19 protein-coding genes are annotated in these 22111 nt (G+C 75.6%); 10 read left to right on the top strand and 9 right to left on the bottom strand.

What is annotated here, in order from left to right:
* Nucleotides 1-204 precede the first annotated feature (204 nt).
* Together DMH08_RS08470 and DMH08_RS08465 are read left to right on the top strand one after the other, a co-directional pair.
* Nucleotides 205-1254, top strand: a complete 1050-nt coding sequence (locus DMH08_RS08470) for a TerC family protein (protein ID WP_125612836.1) — start codon at nt 205-207, stop codon at nt 1252-1254.
* A 77-nt stretch (nt 1255-1331) separates the two neighbouring features.
* Nucleotides 1332-3530 (top strand): acyl-CoA dehydrogenase, encoded by a 2199-nt coding sequence (locus tag DMH08_RS08465; RefSeq protein ID WP_026401890.1) that lies wholly within the window; start codon nt 1332-1334, stop codon nt 3528-3530.
* A gap of 78 nt (nt 3531-3608) precedes the next feature.
* Here DMH08_RS08465 and DMH08_RS08460 read toward each other — a convergent pair whose 3' ends face one another.
* Nucleotides 3609-3965, bottom strand: a complete 357-nt coding sequence (locus DMH08_RS08460) for a hypothetical protein (RefSeq protein ID WP_125612834.1) — start codon at nt 3963-3965, stop codon at nt 3609-3611.
* A gap of 146 nt (nt 3966-4111) precedes the next feature.
* Between DMH08_RS08460 and DMH08_RS08455 the strand changes: the two genes are divergently transcribed.
* Complete coding sequence (locus tag DMH08_RS08455; protein ID WP_051300498.1) at nt 4112-5020, top strand: AAA family ATPase; 909 nt, start codon at nt 4112-4114, stop codon at nt 5018-5020.
* A 1-nt stretch (nt 5021) separates the two neighbouring features.
* On the top strand, nt 5022-6413 hold the full coding sequence (locus DMH08_RS08450) for a vWA domain-containing protein (protein ID WP_125612832.1): 1392 nt from the start codon (nt 5022-5024) through the stop codon (nt 6411-6413).
* On the opposite strand, the gene DMH08_RS08445 is transcribed toward DMH08_RS08450, so the two are convergent.
* Nucleotides 6410-7795: an MFS transporter gene (locus DMH08_RS08445; RefSeq protein ID WP_125612830.1), complete on the bottom strand. Its 1386-nt coding sequence runs from the start codon at nt 7793-7795 to the stop codon at nt 6410-6412. The genes DMH08_RS08450 and DMH08_RS08445 overlap by 4 nt on opposite strands.
* A gap of 124 nt (nt 7796-7919) precedes the next feature.
* Here DMH08_RS08445 and DMH08_RS08440 point away from each other — a divergent pair, with 124 nt between their 5' ends.
* A complete protein-coding gene (locus DMH08_RS08440) occupies nt 7920-8414 on the top strand; it encodes a winged helix-turn-helix transcriptional regulator (RefSeq protein ID WP_026401884.1) in 495 nt (164 codons plus the stop codon).
* 10 nt (nt 8415-8424) lie between these two features.
* Here DMH08_RS08440 and DMH08_RS08435 read toward each other — a convergent pair whose 3' ends face one another.
* Nucleotides 8425-9045, bottom strand: a complete 621-nt coding sequence (locus tag DMH08_RS08435; protein ID WP_026401883.1) for a TetR/AcrR family transcriptional regulator — start codon at nt 9043-9045, stop codon at nt 8425-8427.
* A gap of 67 nt (nt 9046-9112) precedes the next feature.
* The gene (locus DMH08_RS08430; protein WP_026401882.1) at nt 9113-9451 is read right to left on the bottom strand and encodes an SPW repeat protein; all 339 of its coding nucleotides are present in this window, start codon (nt 9449-9451) and stop codon (nt 9113-9115) included.
* Nucleotides 9452-9611: 160 nt separating this feature from the next.
* On the opposite strand from DMH08_RS08430, the gene DMH08_RS08425 reads away from it, so the two are divergent.
* Nucleotides 9612-11234 (top strand): adenylate/guanylate cyclase domain-containing protein, encoded by a 1623-nt coding sequence (locus DMH08_RS08425; protein ID WP_125612828.1) that lies wholly within the window; start codon nt 9612-9614, stop codon nt 11232-11234.
* A 51-nt stretch (nt 11235-11285) separates the two neighbouring features.
* On the opposite strand, the gene DMH08_RS08420 is transcribed toward DMH08_RS08425, so the two are convergent.
* Nucleotides 11286-11915 carry an MBL fold metallo-hydrolase gene (locus DMH08_RS08420; protein ID WP_026401881.1) on the bottom strand — a complete coding sequence of 210 codons (630 nt, stop codon included), beginning with the start codon at nt 11913-11915 and terminating at the stop codon, nt 11286-11288.
* Nucleotides 11915-13000, bottom strand: coding sequence for an S-(hydroxymethyl)mycothiol dehydrogenase (locus DMH08_RS08415; RefSeq protein WP_125612826.1), 1086 nt, complete (start codon nt 12998-13000; stop codon nt 11915-11917). Before DMH08_RS08415 ends, DMH08_RS08420 begins: the two co-directional genes overlap by 1 nt.
* 237 nt (nt 13001-13237) lie before the next feature.
* Here DMH08_RS08415 and DMH08_RS08410 point away from each other — a divergent pair, with 237 nt between their 5' ends.
* Complete coding sequence (locus tag DMH08_RS08410) at nt 13238-14542, top strand: hypothetical protein (RefSeq protein WP_199747686.1); 1305 nt, start codon at nt 13238-13240, stop codon at nt 14540-14542.
* 29 nt (nt 14543-14571) lie between these two features.
* Here the strand turns inward: DMH08_RS08410 and DMH08_RS08405 are convergent, their stop codons facing one another.
* Entirely contained in the window at nt 14572-15102 is a 531-nt protein-coding gene (locus DMH08_RS08405; RefSeq protein WP_233617484.1) for an ATP-binding protein, read from the bottom strand.
* Between the two features lie 163 nt (nt 15103-15265).
* Nucleotides 15266-15931 (bottom strand): MBL fold metallo-hydrolase, encoded by a 666-nt coding sequence (locus DMH08_RS08400; RefSeq protein WP_026401878.1) that lies wholly within the window; start codon nt 15929-15931, stop codon nt 15266-15268.
* A 206-nt stretch (nt 15932-16137) separates the two neighbouring features.
* Here DMH08_RS08400 and DMH08_RS08395 point away from each other — a divergent pair, with 206 nt between their 5' ends.
* From DMH08_RS08395 to DMH08_RS08385, 3 genes are all read left to right on the top strand, one after another.
* Nucleotides 16138-16644 (top strand): hypothetical protein, encoded by a 507-nt coding sequence (locus DMH08_RS08395; protein WP_026401877.1) that lies wholly within the window; start codon nt 16138-16140, stop codon nt 16642-16644.
* A 3-nt stretch (nt 16645-16647) separates the two neighbouring features.
* Entirely contained in the window at nt 16648-20523 is a 3876-nt protein-coding gene (locus DMH08_RS08390; RefSeq protein WP_125612824.1) for a tetratricopeptide repeat protein, read from the top strand.
* A gap of 82 nt (nt 20524-20605) precedes the next feature.
* A complete protein-coding gene (locus DMH08_RS08385; RefSeq protein WP_125612822.1) occupies nt 20606-21301 on the top strand; it encodes a Crp/Fnr family transcriptional regulator in 696 nt (231 codons plus the stop codon).
* Here DMH08_RS08385 and DMH08_RS08380 read toward each other — a convergent pair.
* A complete protein-coding gene (locus DMH08_RS08380; protein ID WP_158642273.1) occupies nt 21298-22050 on the bottom strand; it encodes a maleylpyruvate isomerase family mycothiol-dependent enzyme in 753 nt (250 codons plus the stop codon). The genes DMH08_RS08385 and DMH08_RS08380 overlap by 4 nt on opposite strands.
* Between the last annotated feature and the right edge of the window lie 61 nt (nt 22051-22111).

Below are 22111 nucleotides of genomic sequence, written 5' to 3'. Positions count from 1 at the left end.
GGTTCGGGGAGACGTCAAAAAACTTGGCGATGCGGGAACCGGCCGTTGGGGGACCGCGTTTAAGGAGGCAGTGGAGGGGAGTATCCCTGCGCGCGGTTCTCGTCAGCACGGCCGGTCCGTACCGGCCCGGGTTCCGCGGCCCGTTCCCTGCAGGGCGGGAGAGACCTCCGGCGCTCAAACATGTCCGCCGGAGGAGAGTTCACCTTGTCCGTCGCCCCCTGGGTGTGGGTTCTGACGCTCGTCGGAATCCTCGCCGTCATCCTCGCCGACCTGTTCCTCATCCACCGGAACGACACCCGGGAGTTCACCACCCGGCGCGCCGCGTTCTGGTCGTCGGTCTACATCGGCCTCGCCGTGGTGTTCGGCCTCGGCGTCTGGGCCTTCTCCGGAGGCGAGTACGCCGCGCAGTACTTCGGCGGCTTCGTCACCGAGAAGAGCCTCAGCGTCGACAACCTCTTCGTGTTCATGGTGATCCTGGCGCGGTTCGCCGTGCCGAAGCGGTCGGAGCACACCGTGCTGATGGCCGGGATCATCATCGCGCTGGTGCTGCGCGGCATCTTCATCGCGGTCGGCGCGGCGGCCCTGGCCGCCTTCACCTGGGTGTTCTTCATCTTCGGCGCGATCCTCATCTGGACGGCCTTCGGGCTCGTCCGCGGCGAGGACGACGACGAGGTCGGGGAGAACGGCATCCTGCGCTGGGCCAAGCGGGTCATCCCGACGGCCGACGCCTACGACGGCAACCGGTTCCTCACCCGGGAGAACGGCCGCCGCATCGCCACCCCGCTGCTGATCGTCATGATCGCGATCGGCACCACCGACGTGCTGTTCGCGCTCGACTCCATCCCGGCGATCTTCGGTCTGACCACCGAGCCGTACCTGGTGTTCACCGCCAACGCGTTCGCCCTGATGGGCCTGGTGCAGCTGTACTTCCTGCTGGGCGGCCTCGCGGAGCGGCTCGCCTACCTCAGCCACGGGCTGGCGTTCATCCTCGGGTTCATCGGCGTCAAGCTGGTGCTGCACGCGCTGCACGAGTACGGCTTCCACTGGGCCCCGGACATCCCGATCTGGCTGTCGCTCTCGGTCATCGCCGGCACCCTCGTCGCGGTCACCGTGGTCAGCCTCGTGGCCCCGCCGAAGAAGGCCGCGAAGAAGGCCGCGACGGCGGGCGCGGCGCCGGACCGGGAGAAGGGCGCGCAGGTCGAGGCCGCCGCGGCGGCCGGCGAGGAGCGGGACGCGCGGACCGCGCTCGACTGAGACCCGGGCCGCCGTCCCGCCAGAACAGAACTCTGTTCTAGAATCGCGCGAAAAGCGGTCTCAGAAGGGTTGGACGCATGGCCATCGGGCTGACCGAGGAGCACGAGGCGCTCGCCGAATCGGTGCGCGGCTTCGCCGAGCGCAACATCCCGGCGACGGTCGTACGGGCCGCGCTGGACGCGGACGAAGAGACGAGGCCCGCCTTCTGGTCGGCCCTGGCCGAGCAGGGCCTGCTGGGCCTGCACCTCGACGAGAAGCACGGCGGGCAGGGCTACGGCCTGCTCGAGCTGGCGATCGTGCTGGAGGAGCTGGGCCGGGCCGCCGCGCCCGGCCCGTTCCTGCCCACGGTGCTCGCCAGCGCGGTGATCGACGCGTCCGGCAACGCCAAGGCGTGCGCGGAGCTGCTGCCGGTCCTGGCGGACGGGTCCCGCACGGCGGCGGTCGCCCTCGAGGGCGCGCTCACCGCGCGCCGCGACGGCGACGCGCTCGTCGTGTCCGGGGAGGCCGCCACGGTGCTCGGCGCGTCCCTCGCGGACGTGCTGGTCCTGCCGGTGACGGCGGAGGACGGCGCCGAGCACTGGGTCGCGGTGGACGCCGCCGACGTCACCGTGACGCCCGTCGAGAGCCTGGACCGGGTCCGGCGGGTCGCGAAGGTCGAGGCGTCCGGCGTCACGGTCACCGGCGACCGGCTGCTGGACGACATCACCGCCGGCGCCGTCCGAAACCTCGCGGCGGCGCTGTTCGGCGCCGAGGCGGCGGGCGCCGCCGACTGGCTGGTCACCACCGCCGCCGAGTACGCGAAGGTGCGCGAGCAGTTCGGCCGCCCGATCGGGCAGTTCCAGGGCGTCAAGCACAAGGCCGCCCGGATGCTCATCGCGCTCGAGCAGGCCCGCGCCGCCGCCTGGGACGCGGCCCGCGCGCTCGACGACGCCTCGCCCGACGCCGGGTTCGCCGCCGCGGTCGCCGCAGTGATCGCCGCCGACGCGGGCGTCCGGACGGCCCGCGACGCCATCCAGATCCTCGGCGGCATCGGCTTCACGTGGGAGCACGACGCGCACGTGTACCTGCGCCGGACGCTCACCCTGCGCGCGCTGCTCGGCCCCGCGAAGGACTGGGCCGCCGAGGTCGCCGCGACCGCCCTCGCCGGCGGCCGCCGCGAGGTGGTCCTGGAGCTCGACGAGGACGCGCAGCCGACCCGCGAGCGGATCCAGGCCGAGATCGCCGCGCTGGCGGAGATCGAGGACAAGACCGAGCGCAACACCCGGATGGGCGACGAGGGCTGGACCGTCCCGCACTTCCCGAAGCCGTGGGGCCGCGCGGCCGGGCCGGTCGAGCAGGTCCTCATCCAGCAGGAGCTGAAGGCCGCCGGGGTCAAGGCCCCGAACCTGGTCATCGGCGCGTGGCTGGTGCCCTCGCTCGTCCGCTACGGGACCGAGGAGCAGAAGGAGCGGTTCCTGCGCCCGACGCTGCGCGGGCAGATGGTCTGGTGCCAGCTGTTCTCCGAGCCCGGCGCCGGCTCCGACCTGGCCTCCCTGTCGATGAAGGCCGAGCGGGTCGAGGGCGGCTGGAAGCTCACCGGCCAGAAGATCTGGACGTCGATGGCGCAGCACGCCCAGTGGGGCTTCTGCATCGCCCGCACCGACCCCGACGCCGCAAAGCACGACGGGATCACGTACTTCCTCGTCGACATGAAGGCCCCGGGCGTGGACGTCCGCCCGCTCCGCGAGCTGACCGGCGACGCCCTGTTCAACGAGGTCTTCCTCGACGGCGTGTTCGTCCCCGACGACCAGGTCGTCGGCGAGGTGAACAAGGGCTGGCAGGTCGCCCGCAACACCCTGTCCAACGAGCGGGTGTCGCTGTCCACCGGCGGCGGCCTCGGCATGGGCGTCCCCGAGCTGCTGAAGTTCTTCCGGGGCAAGGAGCTGGACGCCGTCGCGGCCGGCGAGGTCGGCAAGCTCATCGCGCAGGGCCAGTCGATCGACCTGCTCGGCCTGCGCACGACGCTGAAGCAGCTCAACGGCGTGGAGCCGGGCGCGGAGGCGAGCGTCCGCAAGCTCCTCGGCGTCCAGTTCAACCAGGACGTCGCCGACTACTGCTGGGCGTCGCAGGGCGCGGCCGCCACCACCGAGGTTCCGATGACCGAGGGCGGCATCGTGGCCCGCGCGATGCTGTTCAGCCGCTCGATGACGATCTACGGCGGCACCACCGAGGTGCAGCTGAACATCATCGGCGAGCGCCTCCTCGGCCTGCCCCGCGACCCCGAGCCCGGCAAGTAGCCGGCGATCCGCGGTCACCGGCTAGCCCCGCGCGGTCCCGGACGCCCCGCGCGTCCGGGACCGCGCGGGGGCGCCCGGCTAGCGGCGCGGGCGGAAGTTGTAGGTGACGTTCAGCAGGACGATCGCCGCCAGGGTGAACACCAGTCCCGGAAGCCCGGCGTTGATCGCCGTGATCGCGGTCAGCGGGATCGCGGCGAGCAGCGACAGCACCGCGAGAGCGAGGCCGTGGTCCCGCTCGGACGTCACCGGCGCGGGCGCCCGGGCGGGACGGGCCCGCTTGGCGGGCGCCGGGGCGTGCGCGGCGCGGGCGTCGAGCGCCTCCTGGATGCGGTCCACGACCGTCTCGATGAAGGCGTCGTCGTAGTCGGGACCCAGTTCCCGCCGGGCGGCCAGCGCCGCGGTCAGGTCCTCGCGGGGCAGGCGTGGGCTCGTCATGCTCCGGTTATACGCGGGCGCGCGTTCCGGTTCTCCTGGAACGGCGGCGACCCGGAGACCGAGTCCAACTGGGGTGTCACCCTCAGTGAGAAGGGGGACGAGTTGACGTTCGGCGGGACGAAGCAGACGTACACGAAGGTCAAGGGATGAGCGAGAGCACGGTGTCCGAGGCCGCGTCCGGCGGGCCGGCGGGGGACGGCGCGTTCGCCTCGCCCGCCGACGCGGCCGCGCGGCTGGCGGCCGTCCGGTACCTGACCGACGAGGCGATCGCCACGACCGTCTACCTCGCGCAGGCGCTGGGCAAGCCGCTGCTGGTGGAGGGGCCCGCGGGCGTCGGGAAGACCGAGCTGGCGAAGGCCGTCGCGGCGGCCACCGGGTCCGAGCTGATCCGGCTGCAGTGCTACGAGGGCCTGGACGAGGCCCGCGCCCTGTACGAGTTCAACTACAAGAAGCAGCTCCTCGCCATCCAGGCGGCGCCGGAGGACCGGGCCTGGCAGGAGACCCACGACGACATCTTCTCCGAGGAGTTCCTCCTCGAGCGGCCGCTGCTGGCGGCGATCCGCCGCACCGGCCCGACCGTCCTGCTCATCGACGAGGCCGACAAGGCCGACGTCGAGGTGGAGGGGATGCTGCTGGAGGTCCTGTCGGACTTCCAGGTCACGATCCCCGAGCTCGGCACCGTCGAGGCCGTCCGCCGCCCGTTCGTGCTGATCACCTCGAACGCGGCCCGGGAGCTGTCGGAGGCGCTCAAGCGCCGCTGCCTCTACCTGCACCTCGACTACCCGGCGCCCGAGCGGGAGCGCGAGATCGTCCTCGCGCAGGTCCCCGGCATCGAGGCGGAACTGGCCGAGCAGCTCGTCCGGACGGTCGGGACGCTGCGGGCGCTCGAGGTCAAGAAGGCGCCGTCGATCGCCGAGACCGTCGACTGGGCGCGCACCCTGCTCGCCCTCGGGCTGGACGACCTGGACGAGGCGGCCGTCGCCCGCACGCTCGGCGTCGTGCTCAAGCACGCGTCCGACCAGGAGCGCGCGGCGAAGGAACTGGGGCTGGGCTGACATGGCGTCGCTCGTCGACCGGCACACCGGGTTCGTGGCGGCGCTGCGCGAGGCCGGGCTGCCGGTGTCGGTCGCCGAGGGCCTGGACGCGGTCCGCGCCGTGCAGGCGGTCGACCTGCTCGACCGGGCGGCGCTGCGCGCCGCGTACGCCGCCACGGTGGTCAAGCGGCCCGCGCACCGGCTCGCGTTCGACCGGCTGTTCGACCTGTGGTTCCCGGCCGCCGTCGGGGACGGCGCGGGCGCCCCGCCCGAGCGCGCCGCGCGGACGCTCGGCGCCGACGGGCGCCCCGTCCCGGCGCCGCTGGACCCCCGGGTGCGGCTGCGCCGCGAGGAGCTGGCGGACCTGCTGCTGACCGGGGACGACGCGGGCCTGCGGCAGTTCGCCCGCACGGCCGTCGCCGAGTACGGGCGGCCCGAGGGGCAGGACGCCTGGTTCTCCTCCGGGGTCCTGCGGGCCCTGTCGCCCGAGACGCTCATGGCGGGGCTGCTGAACGCCGTGCTGCAGGGGCGGGAGCGCGGCGGGATGGCCGAGCGGATCGCGCGCCGCACGTTCGGCGACCGCATCGCCCGGTTCGAGGACCTCGTCGCCGGGGAGGTGCGCCGCCGCATCGCCGAGGACACCGGCGTCGAGCGGACGGCGCGGCTGACCGTGCGGCCGCCGCTGGAGCGCCTCGACTTCTCCAGTGCGGGACGTGCCGAGCTGGACGCGCTGCGCCGCGAGGTGTACCCGCTGGCGCGGCGCCTCGCCACCCGGCTCGTCCAGAAGCAGCGGCGCGGCGACCGCGGGCGGCTCGACTTCCGCCGCACCGTCCGCGCGTCCCTGGGCAGCGGGGGAGTGCCGCTGGCCACCCACTACCGGCCGCGGCGCCCGCACAAGCCGGAGCTGGTCGTGCTGTGCGACGCCAGCGACTCGGTGTCGGCGTTCGCGCACTTCACGCTGCTGCTGACGTTCGCGCTGCGCGAGCAGTTCAGCAAGGTGCGGGCGTTCGCGTTCATCGACGCCACCGACGAGATCACCAAGTACTTCCGGCCCGGTGCGGACGTCGCCGACGCGATGACCCGCATGGCCGAGGAGGCCGACCTCGTCTGGATCACCGGCCGCTCCAACTACGGGAACGCGATCAAGGTGTTCGCGGACCGGTACGGGGACGCGGTGGGGCCGAAGACGTCGCTGCTGATCCTCGGCGACGCGCGGTCCAACTACGGGGAGCTGTCCCTGCCGGTCCTGCGGGACCTGGCGGACCGCGCCCGCCACGCGCACTGGCTGAACCCCGAGCCCCGCCGGCTGTGGGACACCGGCGACTCCGCGGCGTCCCGCTACGGCGAGATCGTGGAGATGCACGAGTGCCGCAACCTGGTCCAGCTCGCCGCCTTCGTCGAGGACCTGGCCTAGCGCTCCCGGATGGCGAGGGCCAGGGCGGCGTACGCGAGCGCCGCGGCGGCCGAGACGACGAGCGCGACGTTCGTCCCGTGCGCGAGGGCGGCCGGGTCGTGCCCGGAGCCGGTCGCGACCGCCCCGACGATCGCGACGCCGACGGACGCGCCGATGTAGCGGGCGGTGTTGTTCGCGCCCGACCCCATGCTCGCGCGGTCGGCGGGCACGCTGTCGACGGCGAGCCGCGCGAGCATCGCGTTCGTCAGCCCGCTCGCGACGCCCGCGACGGCGAGGCCCGGCGCGAGGCGCCACCACGGCGCCCCCGGCGCGAACACCGCCATCGCCAGCTCGCCCGCCCCGGCCAGCGCGAACCCGGCGGCCAGCAGCCGGCGGACGGGCAGCCGGGCCGGGAGGCGGTGCGCCTGCAGCGCCACGAGGAACGACAGCCCCGACCAGATCGCGAGGACGAGCGCCGCCGCGAGCGGCGACAGGCCCATCACCAGGCTCATCATCGTCGCCGAGTACGTCATGACGCCGATGATCGCGAGCCCGGTGACCAGCGCGCCCGTCACCGACAGCAGGAACGCCGGGCGCCGGAACAGCGCGAGGTCGACCATCGGGTCGCGGCGCCGCGCCTGGACCGCGACGAACGCGGCCAGCAGCGCGGCCGCCGCGGCGAACAGGGCGAGGACGCCGGGGCTCGTCCAGCCGGCGCGCCCCCAGGTGATCGCCGCGACCAGCGCGCCCACGCCGAGGCTCATGGCGGCCAGGCCGGGGAGGTCCAGGCCGCGCGGGCGCTCGGCGCGGGACTCCTCCAGCGCGCGGGCCGCCACCACCGCGAGCAGCGCCGCCGCGGCGACCGTCGCCCAGTACCAGAGCCGCCAGCCGCCCAGCACGGTCAGCCCGGCGGCGGCGATCGGCCCGAGGGCGATGCCGAGCCCGACCATCGCGCCCCAGGTGCCGGTGGCGCGGGCGCGGCGCGGGCCCGGCCCGAAGGAGGCGGCGACGATGCCGAGGCCGGTGGCCAGCAGCGCGGCGCTCGCGGCGCCCTGCACGATCCGGCCGGCGACGAAGGTGAGGGCGTCCGGCGCCAGGGCGCACGCGACGCTGGAGACGGCGAGGAGAGCCGCGCCCAGGACGAACATCCGCTTGCGTCCGTGGTCGTCGGCGAGGCTGCCCACGGCGAGCAGCGCCGCCGCCAGCCCGAGGCTGATGGAGCTCATCAGCCAGATCTGCGCGGTCGCCCCCGCGTGCAGGCCGCGGGCGGTGTCGGCGAGCGTCGCCGCCGGGGCGCAGTAGTTCATGAGCGCCAGCAGGGTCGCGGCGGCGGGCAGCGCCAGCGCGGCGGAGGGGCTCTCCGCGCGGCGCCCGCGCGCCGCGGGTGTCGCCAGGGTGGTCATGCGCACTCCCGAGGTGGTCCGGCGAACGGACCGGCCCGGCCGCCGGTCGGTTCGTTCATTGAACTCGGTGACCGTAGCACGCCATGGTTCGTTCATTGAACCTCGACTCGGCTAGTGTGGGCGCATGGCACTCGGCAAGGACTACGCGGCGCAGGACTGCTCGCTGGCCCGCGCCCTGGAGGTCGTGGGGGAGCGCTGGACGCTGCTGATCATCCGTGACGCCATGTACGGCGTCCGGCGGTTCAGCGACTTCCTCGTCCATCTGGACATCCCGCGCGCGGTGCTGTCGGCGCGGCTGCAGTCCCTCGTCGAGGCGGGCGTGCTCGCCAAGGACGGGCAGGACTATGTGCTCACCGGGAGGGGCCGCGACCTGTGGCCGGTCGTGCACGGGCTCGCCCGGTGGAGCGAGGAGCACCTGTCCGCCGAGCCCTGCCGGCTGTTCGTCCACGTCGGCTGCGGCGGCCGCGTGCGGCCCGACGGGACGTGCCCGTCCTGCGGCGCGACCGTCCCGATGGAGGATCTGGAGATCCACGCCGGGCCCGGCGTCCGGCACCGCGACGACCCCGTCAGCCGGGTCCTGCGCTCCCCGCACCGGCTGCTGGAGCCCATCCGGACCTGACCGGCCGCCCTCAGGCCCCCAGGGCGCGCGCGATGAGCTCGGCGACGGCGTCCGGGTCGAGGTGCTGGCCGGTGACGCTCGCCAGGTTCTCCTGGTAGATCAGCACCGCCGTGAACGTCGCCGCCGCGACCTCCAGCCGCGCCTGGTCGCCGCGCGCGCCGGGCAGCGCGAGCTCCAGCGCGTGCCGCGCCCGCAGGAACACCTCGCCGTTCAGCCGCCCGAGCCGCTCCCGGACGGACGTGTGCGTATCGGCCTCGCGGAACAGGATGCGGCGCATCGCGGGGGACGCCCGCAGCGGCAGCTTGCGGGCCAGCCGCGAGAGGGTGCCCGCCGGGTCGCCCGGCACCGCGTCGTCCATCCCGGCGCCGCCGGACGCGTCGAGTTCCTCGACGAACGTCCGCTCGTCGATCAGCGCCACCAGGACGTCCATCTTCTGCGGGAAGTAGTGGAACACGAGCCCCTTCGGGACCTTCGCACGGCGCGCGATGCGCGCCGTCGACGTGGCCTCGTAGCCGCGCTCGGCGAACAGCGCCTCGGCCGCGTCCAGGATGCGGGTGCGGGACGAGACCTCTCCGCCGCCCGCCGCCGGCTCGATATCGGGCTCGTGCTTCCCGGACGGCCGCGTTCTCATCGGCGCTCCCCCCACATGCCGGACGGCCCCGGACGCGCGGGCGTCCGGGACCGCTTCGGGTTCAGGTTCAGGTCGCGGCGGGCGTCCGGCCGCGCGCCTGGGTGGCTCCCCACAGGCCGACGATAGTCGCGACGGCGCCGACGATCCATGCCGTCCAGGCCGCCGCGTCGGCGCCGGTGAACCCGAACGCCCACGGCGACACGAAGATCAGCAGCGCGAACGCGGTCGTCGTCCACGCCGTCGGGCCGGGCGCGCCGAGCAGCGCGTACAGGCCCGCGAGCGCGAGCAGGGCGCCGAGCACCATGAGCGGCTGCTCGCCCGCGTCGTCGGCCCACAGGTTGGGGGCCAGCAGCGCGACGAGCCCGGCCGCGAAGGCCACCCCGTCCTGCCACGCGAACTTGTCCATGTGCCACCTCCGGGGGTCGTGCTCCGTCAGGTCCGGTACCGGAGAGGGTGCCCTGATTGACCGACCGGTCAATCTGACCGAAAGGGCGGACCTATCCCTCTTTCGGGTGACATGGCCGGTACCGACGGACAGTCCGGCCGACCGGCTACCCTGCACGCCCATGGAGACCGATACGGCGGACGATCCGGCCCCGGGGCCCGGCGCGGCGCTCGCCCCCGCGACCGCGCCGCGGCCCCGGCGGACCCTGCTCGGCCCCCTGTGGCGGCTGATCGACGGGCGCCCCGGCGACTCGCGGGCCGCCGTCGCGCGGCGCGCCCGGATCCTGGTCACGGTCGCCACCGGTCTGGCCAACCTCGGCGGCGCGCTCGTCGTGCTGCTGTTCGCCGTCGTCGTCCCCGACCCGGTCGGCGACTTCTCCGAACGCATCAAGCTGATCAACCTGGTCGTGTTCACCGTCTACGTGGCCGCAGCGGTGCCGGCCGGGCTCGTCCTCGGCGAACGGTTCTTCCGCCGCGTCCACCGCCTGGTCGAACGGCACGACGAGCCGCGGCGCCGGGAACGCTCCCTCCTGCTGTACGGGCCGCTGCGGCTGATGGCCCTGCACCTGACCCTGTGGGGCATCGGGACGGTCGGCTGGGTCCTGATCAACCTGCCGTTCTCCTGGCTGCTCGCCGTGAAGCTCGGCCTGACCAGCCTGCTCGGCGGCCTCACCACCTGCACGATCGTCTACCTGCTCACCGAGCGGCTGCTCCGCCGCGCGGTGACCACCGCGCTGCGCAGCGAGCTGCCGCGCCGCACCGGCCTGCCCGGCGTCGTCGCCCGGTCCGTCCTCGCGTGGGCGCTCGGCACCGCCGTCCCGATCCTCGGCCTGATCACCCTCGCCGTCGGCTCGTTCCTCATCGCGCGGATCACCGTCCGGGACTTCGCCGTCGCGGTCCTCACCCTCGGCGGCGTCGCCCTGGTCGTCGGCTTCCTCGTCACCTACGGCGCGGCCCGCGCGATCGCCGACCCCGTCGAGTCCGTCCGGCACGGCCTCGCCCGCGTCCAGCACGGCGACCTCGACGTCGAAGTGCCCGTCTACGACGGGAGCGAGGTCGGCCTCCTGCAGGCCGGGTTCAACCACATGGCCGCCGGCCTGCGCGAGCACGAGCGCCTCCGGGACCTGTTCGGCCGGCAGGTCGGCGCGGACGCCGCCCGCGTCGCCGTCGAGCGCGGCGTCGACCTCGGCGGCGAGCTGCGCGAGGTCGCGGTGCTGTTCGTCGACATCATCGGGTCCACCCGGCTCGCCGCGGACCGCCCGCCCGCCGAGGTCGTCAAGCTGCTCAACGACTTCTTCGCCGTCGTCGTCGAGGTCGTCGGCGCGCACGGCGGCTGGATCAACAAGTTCGAGGGCGACGCCGCCCTGGCGATCTTCGGGGCGCCGGTCGGCCTGCCGGACGCGCCCGCCCGCGCGCTCGCGGCGGGCCGCGAGCTGGCGGCCCGGCTGCGCGCCGAGGTCCGCGGGGTCGAGGCGGCCGTCGGGGTCTCCGCCGGAGAGGCCGTCGCCGGGCACATCGGCGCCGAGGAGCGCTTCGAGTACACCGTGATCGGCGACCCGGTGAACGAGGCCGCGCGGCTCACCGACCTGGCGAAGACCACGCCCGCGCGCGTCCTCGCCGCCGGTCCGCTCCTCGACGCCGCCGGACCGGACGAGGCCGCGCGGTGGGCCCTCGGCGACGAGGTCGTCCTGCGCGGCCGCACGAGCCCCACCCGCCTCGCCGCGCCCGCCGGCGACCCGTCCTAGGGACGGGACCGGGCGGGCGCGGCGAGGCGGGGCGGGGCGCAGCGAGCGGCGTCAGTGGCCGCGGGCGATCCACTCCTCGAGGTGCGGGGCCTCGGCGCCGATCGTGGTCGAGTCGCCGTGGCCGGTGCGGACGACGGTGTCCTCCGGCAGCGTCAGCAGCCGCTCCCGGATGGACGTGATGATCGTCGGGAAGTCGGAGAACGACCGCCCGGTCGCCCCGGGACCGCCCTGGAACAGGGTGTCGCCCGAGAACACCGTGCCCAGCTCCGGCGCGTGCAGGCAAACGGCGCCGGGGCTGTGACCCGGAGTGTGCAGGACCGTCAGGTCCGTTCCGGCGACCGTGACGACCTGGCCGTCCGCCAGGACGCCGTCCGGGTCGCGGTCGGGGTGCCGCTGCTTCCACAGCATCAGGTCGTCCGGGTGCAGCAGGACGGGCGCGCCCGTCGCGTCGGCGAGGGCGGGGGCCGCGTCGATGTGGTCGTCGTGCCCGTGCGTCGACACGATCGCCACCAGCCTGCGGCCGTCCAGCGCCCGCCGGATCGCCGCGTCGTCGTGCGCCGCGTCGATGACGACCGCCTCGGCGTCGTCCCCGACGATCCACACGTTGTTGTCGACGTCCCAGGTGCCGCCGTCCAGCGAGAACGTCCCGGACGTGACCAGGTGGTCGATGCGGGCCGCCATCAGAGCATCACCACCGAGCGCAGGACGTCGCCGCGGTGCATCTTGTCGAACGCCGCCTCGACGTCGCCGAGCCCGATCGTCTCGGTGACGAACGCCTCCAGGTCGAGGCGCCCCTGCAGGTACAGGTCGATCAGCATCGGGAAGTCGCGCGAGGGCAGGCAGTCGCCGTACCAGGACGACTTCAGCGACCCGCCGCGGCCGAACACGTCCAGCAGCGGCAGCTCGAGCTTCATCTCCGGCGTCGGCACGCCGACCAGCACGACCGTCCCGGCGAGGTCGCGGGCGTAGAACGCCTGCTCGTAGGTCTCCGGGCGGCCGACCGCCTCGATCACGACGTCCGCGCCGAACCCGCCGGTCAGCTCCCGGACGGACTCGACGACGTCGGCGTCCTTCGCGTGGACCGTGTGCGTGGCCCCGAGGGACGTCGCGGTGGCGAGCTTGCGCTCGTCCAGGTCGATCGCGATGATCTTCGCGGCGCCGGCCAGCCGCGCACCGAGCACCGCCGCCGCGCCGACCCCGCCGCAGCCGATGACCGCGACCGAGTCGCCCCGGCCGACGTTCCCGGTGTTGATCGCCGCGCCGAGGCCCGCCATCACGCCGCAGCCCAGCAGCCCCGCGACCTCCGGCTTCGCCGCCGGGTCGACCTTCGTGCACTGCCCGGCGGCCACCAGCGTCTTGTCGGCGAACGCGCCGATGCCGAGGGCCGGCGTCAGCTCCGTGCCGTCCGCCAGCGTCATCTTCTGCGACGCGTTGTGGGTGTCGAAGCAGTACCACGGGCGTCCCCGCAGGCACGCCCGGCACTGCCCGCACACGGCCCGCCAGTTCAGCACCACGAAGTCGCCCGGCGCGACCTCGGTGACGCCCTCGCCGACCGACTCGACCACACCGGCGGCCTCGTGCCCGAGCAGGAACGGGAACTCGTCGTTGATCCCGCCCTCCCGGTAGTGCAGGTCGGTGTGGCAGACCCCGCACGCCTGGACGTCCACCACCGCCTCCCCCGGGCCGGGGTCGGGGATCGTGATCGTCTCGATCCGCACCGGCTCCCCCTTGCCGGGTGCGACGACCCCGCGTACCTGCTGCGCCATGCTCGTGTCTCCTCGTCGTAGCGGTGTCCGACGACCCTATTAATCCCCGCCCCGCCCGTCACACGCCACTTTCATCGACCGGAAAAAGTGCTTCCGCCCGGGCCGGGGGCGGCGGGGCACGACCACGCGGGGACACCGCACCCGCTCAGGTAGCGGTCCGAAGATCACCAGCGCGGGTGTGGAGGGCGCGGCGGCGGCGCCTGAAGGCTGGGGGGACCGAACACGGAAGGGAAACCGATGCCCCGCACCACCACCGCCCGCCCGACCGCCCGCACCACCCCCCGCGTCGCCGCCGGCCTCGCCGCGGGAGCCCTCGTCGCCGGCGCCGTCACCGCCGGCGCGCTGGCCGCCGACACCCCGCCCCGCGCGGACGCCGCCGCGGCCGCGGCCGCCGCGCCCGGGCACACCGACGCGCGCCGGGGGAGCCCGGTGTCGGCACGGCACCTCGGCGGCATGACCGCCGCCGAGATCCGCCCGTGGCTGGCGGGCGCCGGCTTCGACACCGCGTCCGTCCGGTACGGAACGGACGCCTACCGGCTCGTCTACCGGACGATCGACGCGCACGGCCGGCCGACCGTCGCGAGCGGCCTGCTGGTGCTCCCGCGGAGCGCCGAGCGGCGGCTGCGCACGGTCTCCTACACGCACGGGACGACGAGCTACAAGCCGGACGCGCCCTCGGTCGCGGACGACGCGTGGGCGCGCGGCCCGGCCGTCGCCTTCGGCGCCGCCGGGTTCGCCGCCGTCGCCCCCGACTACCTGGGCCTCGGCGAGGGACCGGGCGTCCACCCGTGGAAGCACGTGCCGTCCGAGACGTCGGCGGCGCTGGACATGCTGCGGGCGGCCCGCGCGTTCGCGCCGCGCCGCGGCCGCGCGCTCGAGCGGGACGTCCTGGTCACCGGGTTCTCGCAGGGCGCCTCGTCCGCGCTGGGGCTGGCGCGGGCGCTCCAGGAGGGCGCCGACCGGCGGTTCCGGGTCCGCGCGGTGGCGCCGGTCAGCGGCGCCTACGACTTCCGCGGCGCGGAGCTGCCCGCGCTGCTGAACGGCGAGATCGACCCCAGGATGGGCGTCGCCTACGCCGCGTACCTGCTCACGTCCTGGAACCGGGTCTACGGCGGCGTCTACCGCGAGCCGTCGGAGCTTTTCCGGACGCCCTACGCCGCCCGCGTCGAGAAGTACTTCGACGGGACCACGCCCGGCCCCGTCATGCTCCGGGGACTCCCCGGGACCCTCGAGGAGCTGCTCACCCCGCGGGGCATGGACCTGCTGCGGCACCCGTCGGGGACGTTCGCCGAGGGGCTCCGCGTGGACGCCGAGGTCTGCACGGCCTGGACGCCGCGCGCGCCCGTCCGGCTGTACCGGATGGACGGCGACGAGCAGGCGGTCACCGCGAACACCGCGGCCTGCGCGGCGTCCTTGCGGGAGCGCGGCGCGCCGGTGTCCGTCGTCGATCTGGACGACCGGCTCCACGAGGGGTCGCGGCACCTCGGGTCGAACGTGGCGGCGACGGGCCGGACGGTCCGCTGGTTCGCCGGCCTGCGGTGATCCCGGGCCGGGGGCGCCGGGGCGCGGGCTCAGTGGAAGCGGATGACCTGCAGCTTGTCGGCGGTGTCGCGGTCGAGGACGGTGACCCCGGCGGCGGGCGGGACCGTGCCGCCGCGGGCGCTGTCGAGCAGCGGCCGCCAGCGGCGGCAGTGCCGCTGGAACGTCGTGCGGGTGACCACGCGGCCGCGGGCGAACTGCCCGGCCCGCGCCGTCTCCGGGTCGACGTCGATGAGGATCAGGTGGACGCCGCCGCCGTGCAGCCGCGCCATCCACGCGAACAGGTGCAGGATGTGCGGCCAGGTGCCGCGGGTGTGCGCGACGACGCCGCGGCCGCGCAGCACGGCCCGGCCGATCCGCCACACGTGCGTGGTGTGGATCAGCGGGGTGCGCAGGACCGCGGGCAGCGGACGCAGCCGACGCGCCCACCAGTTGCGGGCCTGCCCCGAGTCGATCACCAGCACGTCACCCGCGGGCACCGGTGCGGTCTCGTCTCCGCGCAGGCCGTAGAGCCGGTTCAGCAGCGTGCTCTTGCCGGCGCCGGGCAGGCCGGCGACGAGCACGAGGGAACCGGCCGGGTAGTGCAGCGCCGGGCCCGGATCGACCTCGTCGATGTCGTGGATGTCGTTCTCCTGGCCGCCGGAAGTGTGCCTTGAGAAACGAACACTCCCCGCCGGTTGTTCCGGACGGGACGGCGGCCGGGTGCGGCCGTGCGCGCGGGGGCGGTCACCAGCCGCGGGCGCGCCACTCCGGCAGTGCGGGGCGCTCGCGGCCGAGCGTCGAGTCCTTGCCGTGCCCCGGATAGAACCAGGTGGCGTCCGGGAGCCGCGCGAACAGCCGCTCCTCCACGTCGCCGAGGAGCTGCTCGAACAGCGTCGGGTCGCCCCAGGTGTTGCCGACGCCGCCGGGGAACAGGCTGTCCCCGGTGAACAGGTGCGGCCGGTCGGCGAGCTCCCCGCCCGCGTCGTACAGCAGCGCGATCGAGCCGGGCGTGTGCCCGCGCAGGTGGATCACCTCGAGCGCGGCGCGTCCGACCCGGACGGTGTCGCCGTCCTCGACGGGCTCGGCGACGGGCTCGGGCAGCGCCTCGGCGTCGCGGGGGTGCGCGGCGACGGGCGCGCCGGTCGCCCGCGCCACCTCGCTCAGCGCCATCCAGTGGTCCTGGTGCCGGTGGGTGGTGACGATCCGGGCGAGCGGGCCGTCGCCGACCAGCTCCAGCAGCCGGGACGCCTCGTTGGCCGCGTCGATCAGCAGCCGCTCGCCCGTGGCGGTGCAGCGCAGCAGGTAGGCGTTGTTGTCGTACGGGCCCACCGAGACCTTCGTGACCGTCAGGCCCGGCAGTTCCCGGACGTCGGGCCGCCCGCCGGGCTCGACGTTCCCCGTGTAGGTCATGGGTCCTCCTCGATGGCCGCGTTCGATGCCGGACGACCATCTTCCACCATCGGGCGCGGCGGGCACGGTCCGGCCGGGCCGCGCGGGCGCGGCGGATCTGCGTCACGTGACTCAGCCGCAGTGTGCGCCGGTGGGCGGAAAAGTTCCGGCCGCGGCCGCACCATGGTGATTGGCAGATCAGGTTCGACCGCGAGGACGGTGGGACGATGCAGGTGGATCGGCGGGTCGCCGCGTCACGTCCCGGACCGCGCCCGGAGCCGCCCGAGGACCTCCTCGGGCAGGCGTGCGCGCTGGTCCGGCTCTGCGGGCAGGACGCCGCGATCGCGGCGGTGCTGCTCACCCTGGTGCTGGTCGGCACCGCCACGCGCCTGACGGCCGGGCCGCCCGGCCCCGCCGCGCTGGCGCTGCTCCCCGTGCTCGCCGGGGCGTTCGCGGCCTCGGCGGCGTTCACCGTCCGGTCCCGCCGGACGCTGGTGGCGGTGCTCGGCGAGGTCCGCGGCCGCACCGGCGCGCCGGTCGACCCGGCGGTGCCGTGGACGACGTTCGCGTCGGCCGCCGCGCTCGACGCGGCGGTCCGCGACCGGGAGCTGCGGCGGCTGCTGTCGGCCGCGCACCGGTGCGGCGAGCTGTCCTGGCGGGCGGTCGCGTGGGCCGTGACGACCGCGGTGCTGTTCCTGTTCTGGTCGCTCGCGGCGGCGGCGGGCGGCGGGTGACCCGTGCTGGAGCATCCTCTCGAGCACCCGCTCGCGCCCGGCCCGGATCACGGCGCGGACCCGGACCCGGGCCATGATCCGGGGCACGGCGTGCGCCCGGGCAGCTTCTGGGCGCGGCTCGCGCCCGCGGACCGGCAGGCCCTGCGGGCGATGGGCCGCACCACGACCGTCCCGCCGCGGGGGACGCTGTGCCACCAGGGCGTGGCGGCCCCCGCGGTGTACGTCCTGTTCAAGGAGGTGCCGCGGGCGGCGGGCAACGCCGTCGCCAAGGAGTTCGTCGACTCCAGCGAGGGCGACCAGTCGATCATCGACCTGTTCGGGCCCGGCGACCTCGTCGGCGTCCTCGGCCCGTGGGGGCACCCCCAGCGCGGGACGGTCGCCGCGCTCGACCACGTCGTGGCGCTCCGGGTGGAGCGCCGCACGTTCCGCCGCCTGCTGGCCGCCAACCCGCGGGTCGCCGAGGCGATGATGCACGCCGTCTCGCAGACCGTCACCTACGGCGGCCGCCGGCACGCCGTGCGCGCCGCCGACCATCCGCAGCGCCTCGCCTACCACCTGCTCGAGCTGGTCCACCGGTTCGGGGAGCGCACCTCGCGCGGGCTGGAGGTCCCGCTGCGGCTCAGCCAGGCCGAGCTGGCGAACTGGGCGGGGATCTCCCGCGAGACGCTCGTCCGCTGGTTCCGGCTGTGGCGCGCCAAGGGCATCCTGGACCGGCGCCCCCGCCCGCTGATCGTCCTGGATCCGGAGCGGCTGCGCCGCGCCGCCAGCCCCTGGGGCGACGAGTGGCCGGCCGTCGAGCACGCCCCCGCGCCGCCGGAGCCCGGCGGGCTCGCCGCGCGCGAACCCGTGCGGCTGGAGCCGTCCGGTGCGCGGCCCGACCTGGCGGGGCTCCCCGCGGACAACCCCTTCTTCACCGGCCGCGACGTCAGCCTCCGCAAGCTCGACATGCTCGTCGCGCAGGCCGAGTGGCCGCGCGCGGTCGTCGTCCAGGGCATGGCCGGGGTCGGCAAGACGGCGCTGGCGCTGCACTGGGCGCACCGGACGGCCGGGCGGTTCCCCGACGGGATCCTGTTCACCGACCTGCGCGGGACGTCCCGCGCCCCCGCCACGCCCGGTGAGGCGATGGGGCAGGTGCTGCGCGCGGCGGGCGTCCCCGGCGACCAACTGCCGCGCACCGAGGCGGGCCTGGCGGCGCAGTGCCGGTCGCTGCTGGCCGACCGCCGGATGCTGCTGATCCTCGACAACGCCGCCGGTCCCGAGCAGGTGGGCCCGCTGCTGTCGGCGGCGGCGTCCGGCCTGGTGATCGTGACGAGCCGCCGCCGGCTCCCGCCGCTGCTGCGCGGCACGGACGTCCGCACGCTGGAGCTGCGGGAACTGGCGGAGCAGGAGGCCGAGGACCTGATCGCGGGCGTGCTCGGGCCGGACGACCCGCGGGTGCGGGGGGAGCGGCGGCCGCTCGCCCGGCTGGCCCGCGAGTGCGGCCGGCTGCCGCTGGCCCTGGCGGTGATGGCGGGCCGGCTCGCCGAGAACCCGGACGAGTCCATCGCGGAGACGGTCCGGGAGCTGACGGCGCACGACGAGGAGACCGCGCCCGGCACGTCCGGCGGGGGCGCCCGGGACGGCGTCCGGGGCCCGGCGGCTCCGGGCGGAGCGCTCCAGGGCGTCCTGAGCCCGACCTTCGAGGTGGCCTACCGGGGGCTGGGCCCCGACCAGCGGGAGGCGTTCCGCAGGCTCGGGCTCGTCGCCGGGCCCGACTTCACCGCCGCGGCCCTCGCCGCCCTCATGGGCCGGACCGAGGACGGGGCGCGCGACTGCCTGGAGGGCCTGCGGCAGGCGTACCTGGTCCGGGACACCGCGCCCGGCCGCTACCGGATGCACGACCTGCTCCGCGAGTTCGCGCGGGGGCGCGCGCTCGTCGAGGACGACGACAGCGACCTGCAGGCCGCGCAGCGGCGGCTGCTGGCCGCGTACCTGGCGGGGGCGCGGGCGGCGGGGGAGCGGCTCGGCGCCCCCGCCCGCCCCGCCGCGGCGCCGGGCCCGGCCGCGGGCGCCCGGGTGCGGGCGTCCCGCCCGGCTCCCGACCGGGACGTGCGGGCCGCCGGGCTCGCCTGGTTCGAGGCCGAGCGGCGCAACCTCGTCGCGGCCGTGCACCAGGCGGCCCGGCTCGGCCTGCACCGGACGTGCTGGGAACTCGCCGACGCCCTGTTCGACTTCCAGCGTCTCCGGCGGTACGGCGAGGACAACGTCGCGGTCCTGCAGGCCGGCCTGCGCGCGGCGCGCGCCGAGGAGGACTGGGCGGCCGCCGCCGTCATGCTGCACGACCTCGCCGTCGCGCACGTCGAGCTCGACCGCGCCCAGCAGGCCGTCGGGTACGGGGAGGACGCGCGGCGCGGGTTCCGCGCCGTCGACCCGCCCGACCGGTACGGGGAGGCCGCGACCCTGGCGACGCTCGCCGACGTGCACGCCGCCCTGGGCCGGTACCCGACCGCCATCGACCACGCCCGCTGCGCCCTCGCCGCCCACGGCGAGCTCGGAGACGACGCGGGCGTCGCCCAGGCGCACGACACGCTCGCCCGCGCGCACGTGGGGCTTTCCGACCACGAACGGGCCCTCGAACACGCGGACCGGGCGCTCGCCATACGCAGGCGCATCGGCGACATGCCCGGCGTGGCGGGAACCCTGTTCACCCTGGCGAGGGTCCACCGCCGCTGGGGGAACGTCCGGGACGCCGTCCTGTACGCCCTGGAGGCCCTTTACATCCGCCAAGAACAAGCCGACCAGCTCGGCGCGGCGCAGGCGCTCACCCTCCTGGCGCGCATGCACGCCTCCCTCGGCCAGCGCGACCTGGCCATGCAGGACGCCGAACAGGCCCTGCGCACGTACCGCGCGCTGGGCGCGCGCCACGGGGAGGCGCGCGCGCTCACCACCCTCGGGATGCTGACGTGCGACGCGGCGCGGTTCGCGGAGGCGTTCACCTACTGCGGGGACGCCCTGCGCCTGCACCGCGACGTCGGCGACCGGCACGGCGAGGCCGAGACGCTCGCGCAGATCGGCGTCGTCCACCTGCGGCACGGCCGCCACCGGGAGGCCCGCGAGCACCTGCTGCACGCGCTCGAGGTGCGCCGGGAGATCGGCGACCGGCACGGCGAGGCCAACGACCTGGAGCAGCTGTCGGTGGTGATGCGCCGCCTCGGGCGCCCGCAGGAGGCGTTCGTCCTCGGCCTGGAGGCCCTCGACCTGTGGCACCGGCTCGGCGCCCGCGGCAGGCTGGCCGGCACGCTCGGCAGCCTCGCCCGCACCTACCTGCGGCTCGGGCTGCCGGAGGACGCCGAGCGTGCCGCGCAGCAGGCGCTGGGCATCCGCCGCGCCGCCGGCGACCGGCACGGGCTCGGCGTCGGCACCGACACCCTCGCGCTGGTGCTGCGCCGCAGCGGCCGCCCGCACGACGCCCTGCGCGTCGGCCTGGAGGCGCTGCGGCTCATCGGCGAGGCGGGCGACCGGTACGCCGAGGGAACCGCGCTGGTGCACCTCGCCGCCGTCCACCTGGACCTCGGCCGCGCCGACGACGCCCTCGAGACGGCGCGGCGGGCGCTGGACCTCGCGGCCGAGCTCGGCGACGCCCGCGAGCAGGCGTACGCGCTGCACGTGATGGCGCGCGCGTCGCAGCTGCGCGGCGAGCACGCGCGGGCGGCCGCGCACTTCGACGCCGAGATCGCCATCCGCCGCGACATGGACGACCATCCGGGGCGGCGCGAGGCGCTCCGGCTGCAGGCCGCGTCGTACCGGGCGCTCGGCGACGCGGACGCCGCCGCCGACTGCGCCCGCCGCGTCCGCGCCCTCGACAAGTGGCTCGAATCGGACCGATCGCTGGAGATGTGACGGAAGACGCTGACTCGTGCCGCATCGCGGCGTTGACTGGGGCCGGGACCCGTGACCCCGCCGGGTCCCGCGAGGAGGCGACATGGAGCTCACCCGCTTCTGGGACGCGCTGCCCGAGCGCGCCCGGGAGGCGCTGCGGCGCGAGGGGACGACCGTGATGATGAAGCCGGGGGCGTTCCTCGTGCGCGAGCACACCCACACGTCCCAGGTCTTCGTCCTGCACCGCGGCGCCGTGAAGGTGTGGGTGGACCGCGCGGGCGACGTCGCGATCCTGGACGTGCTCGGGCCGGGCGACCTCGTCGGCGAGCTGGAGGCCGTCGACGGCGGCGTCCGGCACGCCAACGCCGAGGCGCTCACCGCGGTGGAGGCGACCAGGCTGACCGCCGACCGGTTCCGCCGCGTCCTGGACGCCCACCCCGGGACGGTCTGGGCGGTCGCGGCCGTCCTCGCCGAGCGGCTCCGCGACGCCGACGAGCTCCGCGTCGCGCACTTCCCCGACGACCCCGAGCGCCGCCTCGCCGGCCGGCTGCTGCGCCTGACGTCGCGGTTCGGCTCCCCGCTCGCCGGGGACGGCGGCCCCGGGGACGGGGCCGCCGCGGGCGTCGAGGTGCGGCTCCCGGTGTCCCAGCAGGACCTCGGGCGGTGGGCCGGGATGGGCCGCCGCAAGGTCGCGCAGATCCTCACCGCGGAGTCCGTCCGCGGCGGCCTCGACGTCGCCCGCAACGTGATCGTCGTCCGGTCGGCCGACGCGCTGCGCCGGCTGGCGGACCGCGACTAGCGGAACCCGGCGGGGGCGTGCGGCCACGGCGGCGGCTCCGGGAGCGCCCCGCGGGCCGCCACGCCCGCGCCGTCCGACCGCCCGCTCAGCCAGCCGAGCAGCGCGCGGGCCGTCCCGGACGCCTCGGCGCCGGTCGCCTCGCCGAGCACCGCCTCCTCGCCGAGGTCCGTCACGACGATCCGGTGCCCGGCCAGGCCGGGGAGCCGCTCGGCGGGCAGCACCGCCATGTCGGCCAGCGTGCTGCGCAGCGCCCACCCGACGTACCGGTCGGGCCAGTCGGCGGGCCCGTACCCGGCGGCGAGGTCGACGTGGTGGGCCTCGACCTCGTGCCAGCGCCGCAGGATCAGGTACCAGGCCGGGTGCTCGAACCCCGCCATCGCCCGCACCCGCGCGTCCCGGGCGTCCACCGGGAGCGCGCGGGCCAGCCCGGTGAACCGGGCGGCACTGGCGCGCACGTCCTCGACGATCTCGTCGCGCCCCCGCCTGACGCCGGCTTCGATGTCGGCGTTGCGCTGCTCCACGCTGGGGTACTGCGGGATCTCCGTGCCGGTGCGCGCCCATTCCAGCAGGTTGCAGAGCGAGTCGGCGTTGCGGGCGATGTGCGTGGCGACGTGCGCGCGGCTCCATCCCGGCAGCGCCGAGGGGGCGCGCAGGCCGGCCCCGTCCAGTGCGGACAGGGTGGCGACGAGGCGCGCCGCGCCCGCGTCGAGGTCGTCGATGGCGTCGAAGGCGAATTCCGAGGTGCTCACGACCGTCCATCCTGGCCCACCCGCACGCCGCGTTGCACCCCCGGCCGCCTCCCGTTCACAA

The organism is Actinomadura sp. WAC 06369, from assembly GCF_003947565.1.
GTDB lineage: Bacteria > Actinomycetota > Actinomycetes > Streptosporangiales > Streptosporangiaceae > Spirillospora > Spirillospora rifamycini.
This window is presented reverse-complemented; position numbering and strand designations above follow the sequence as displayed.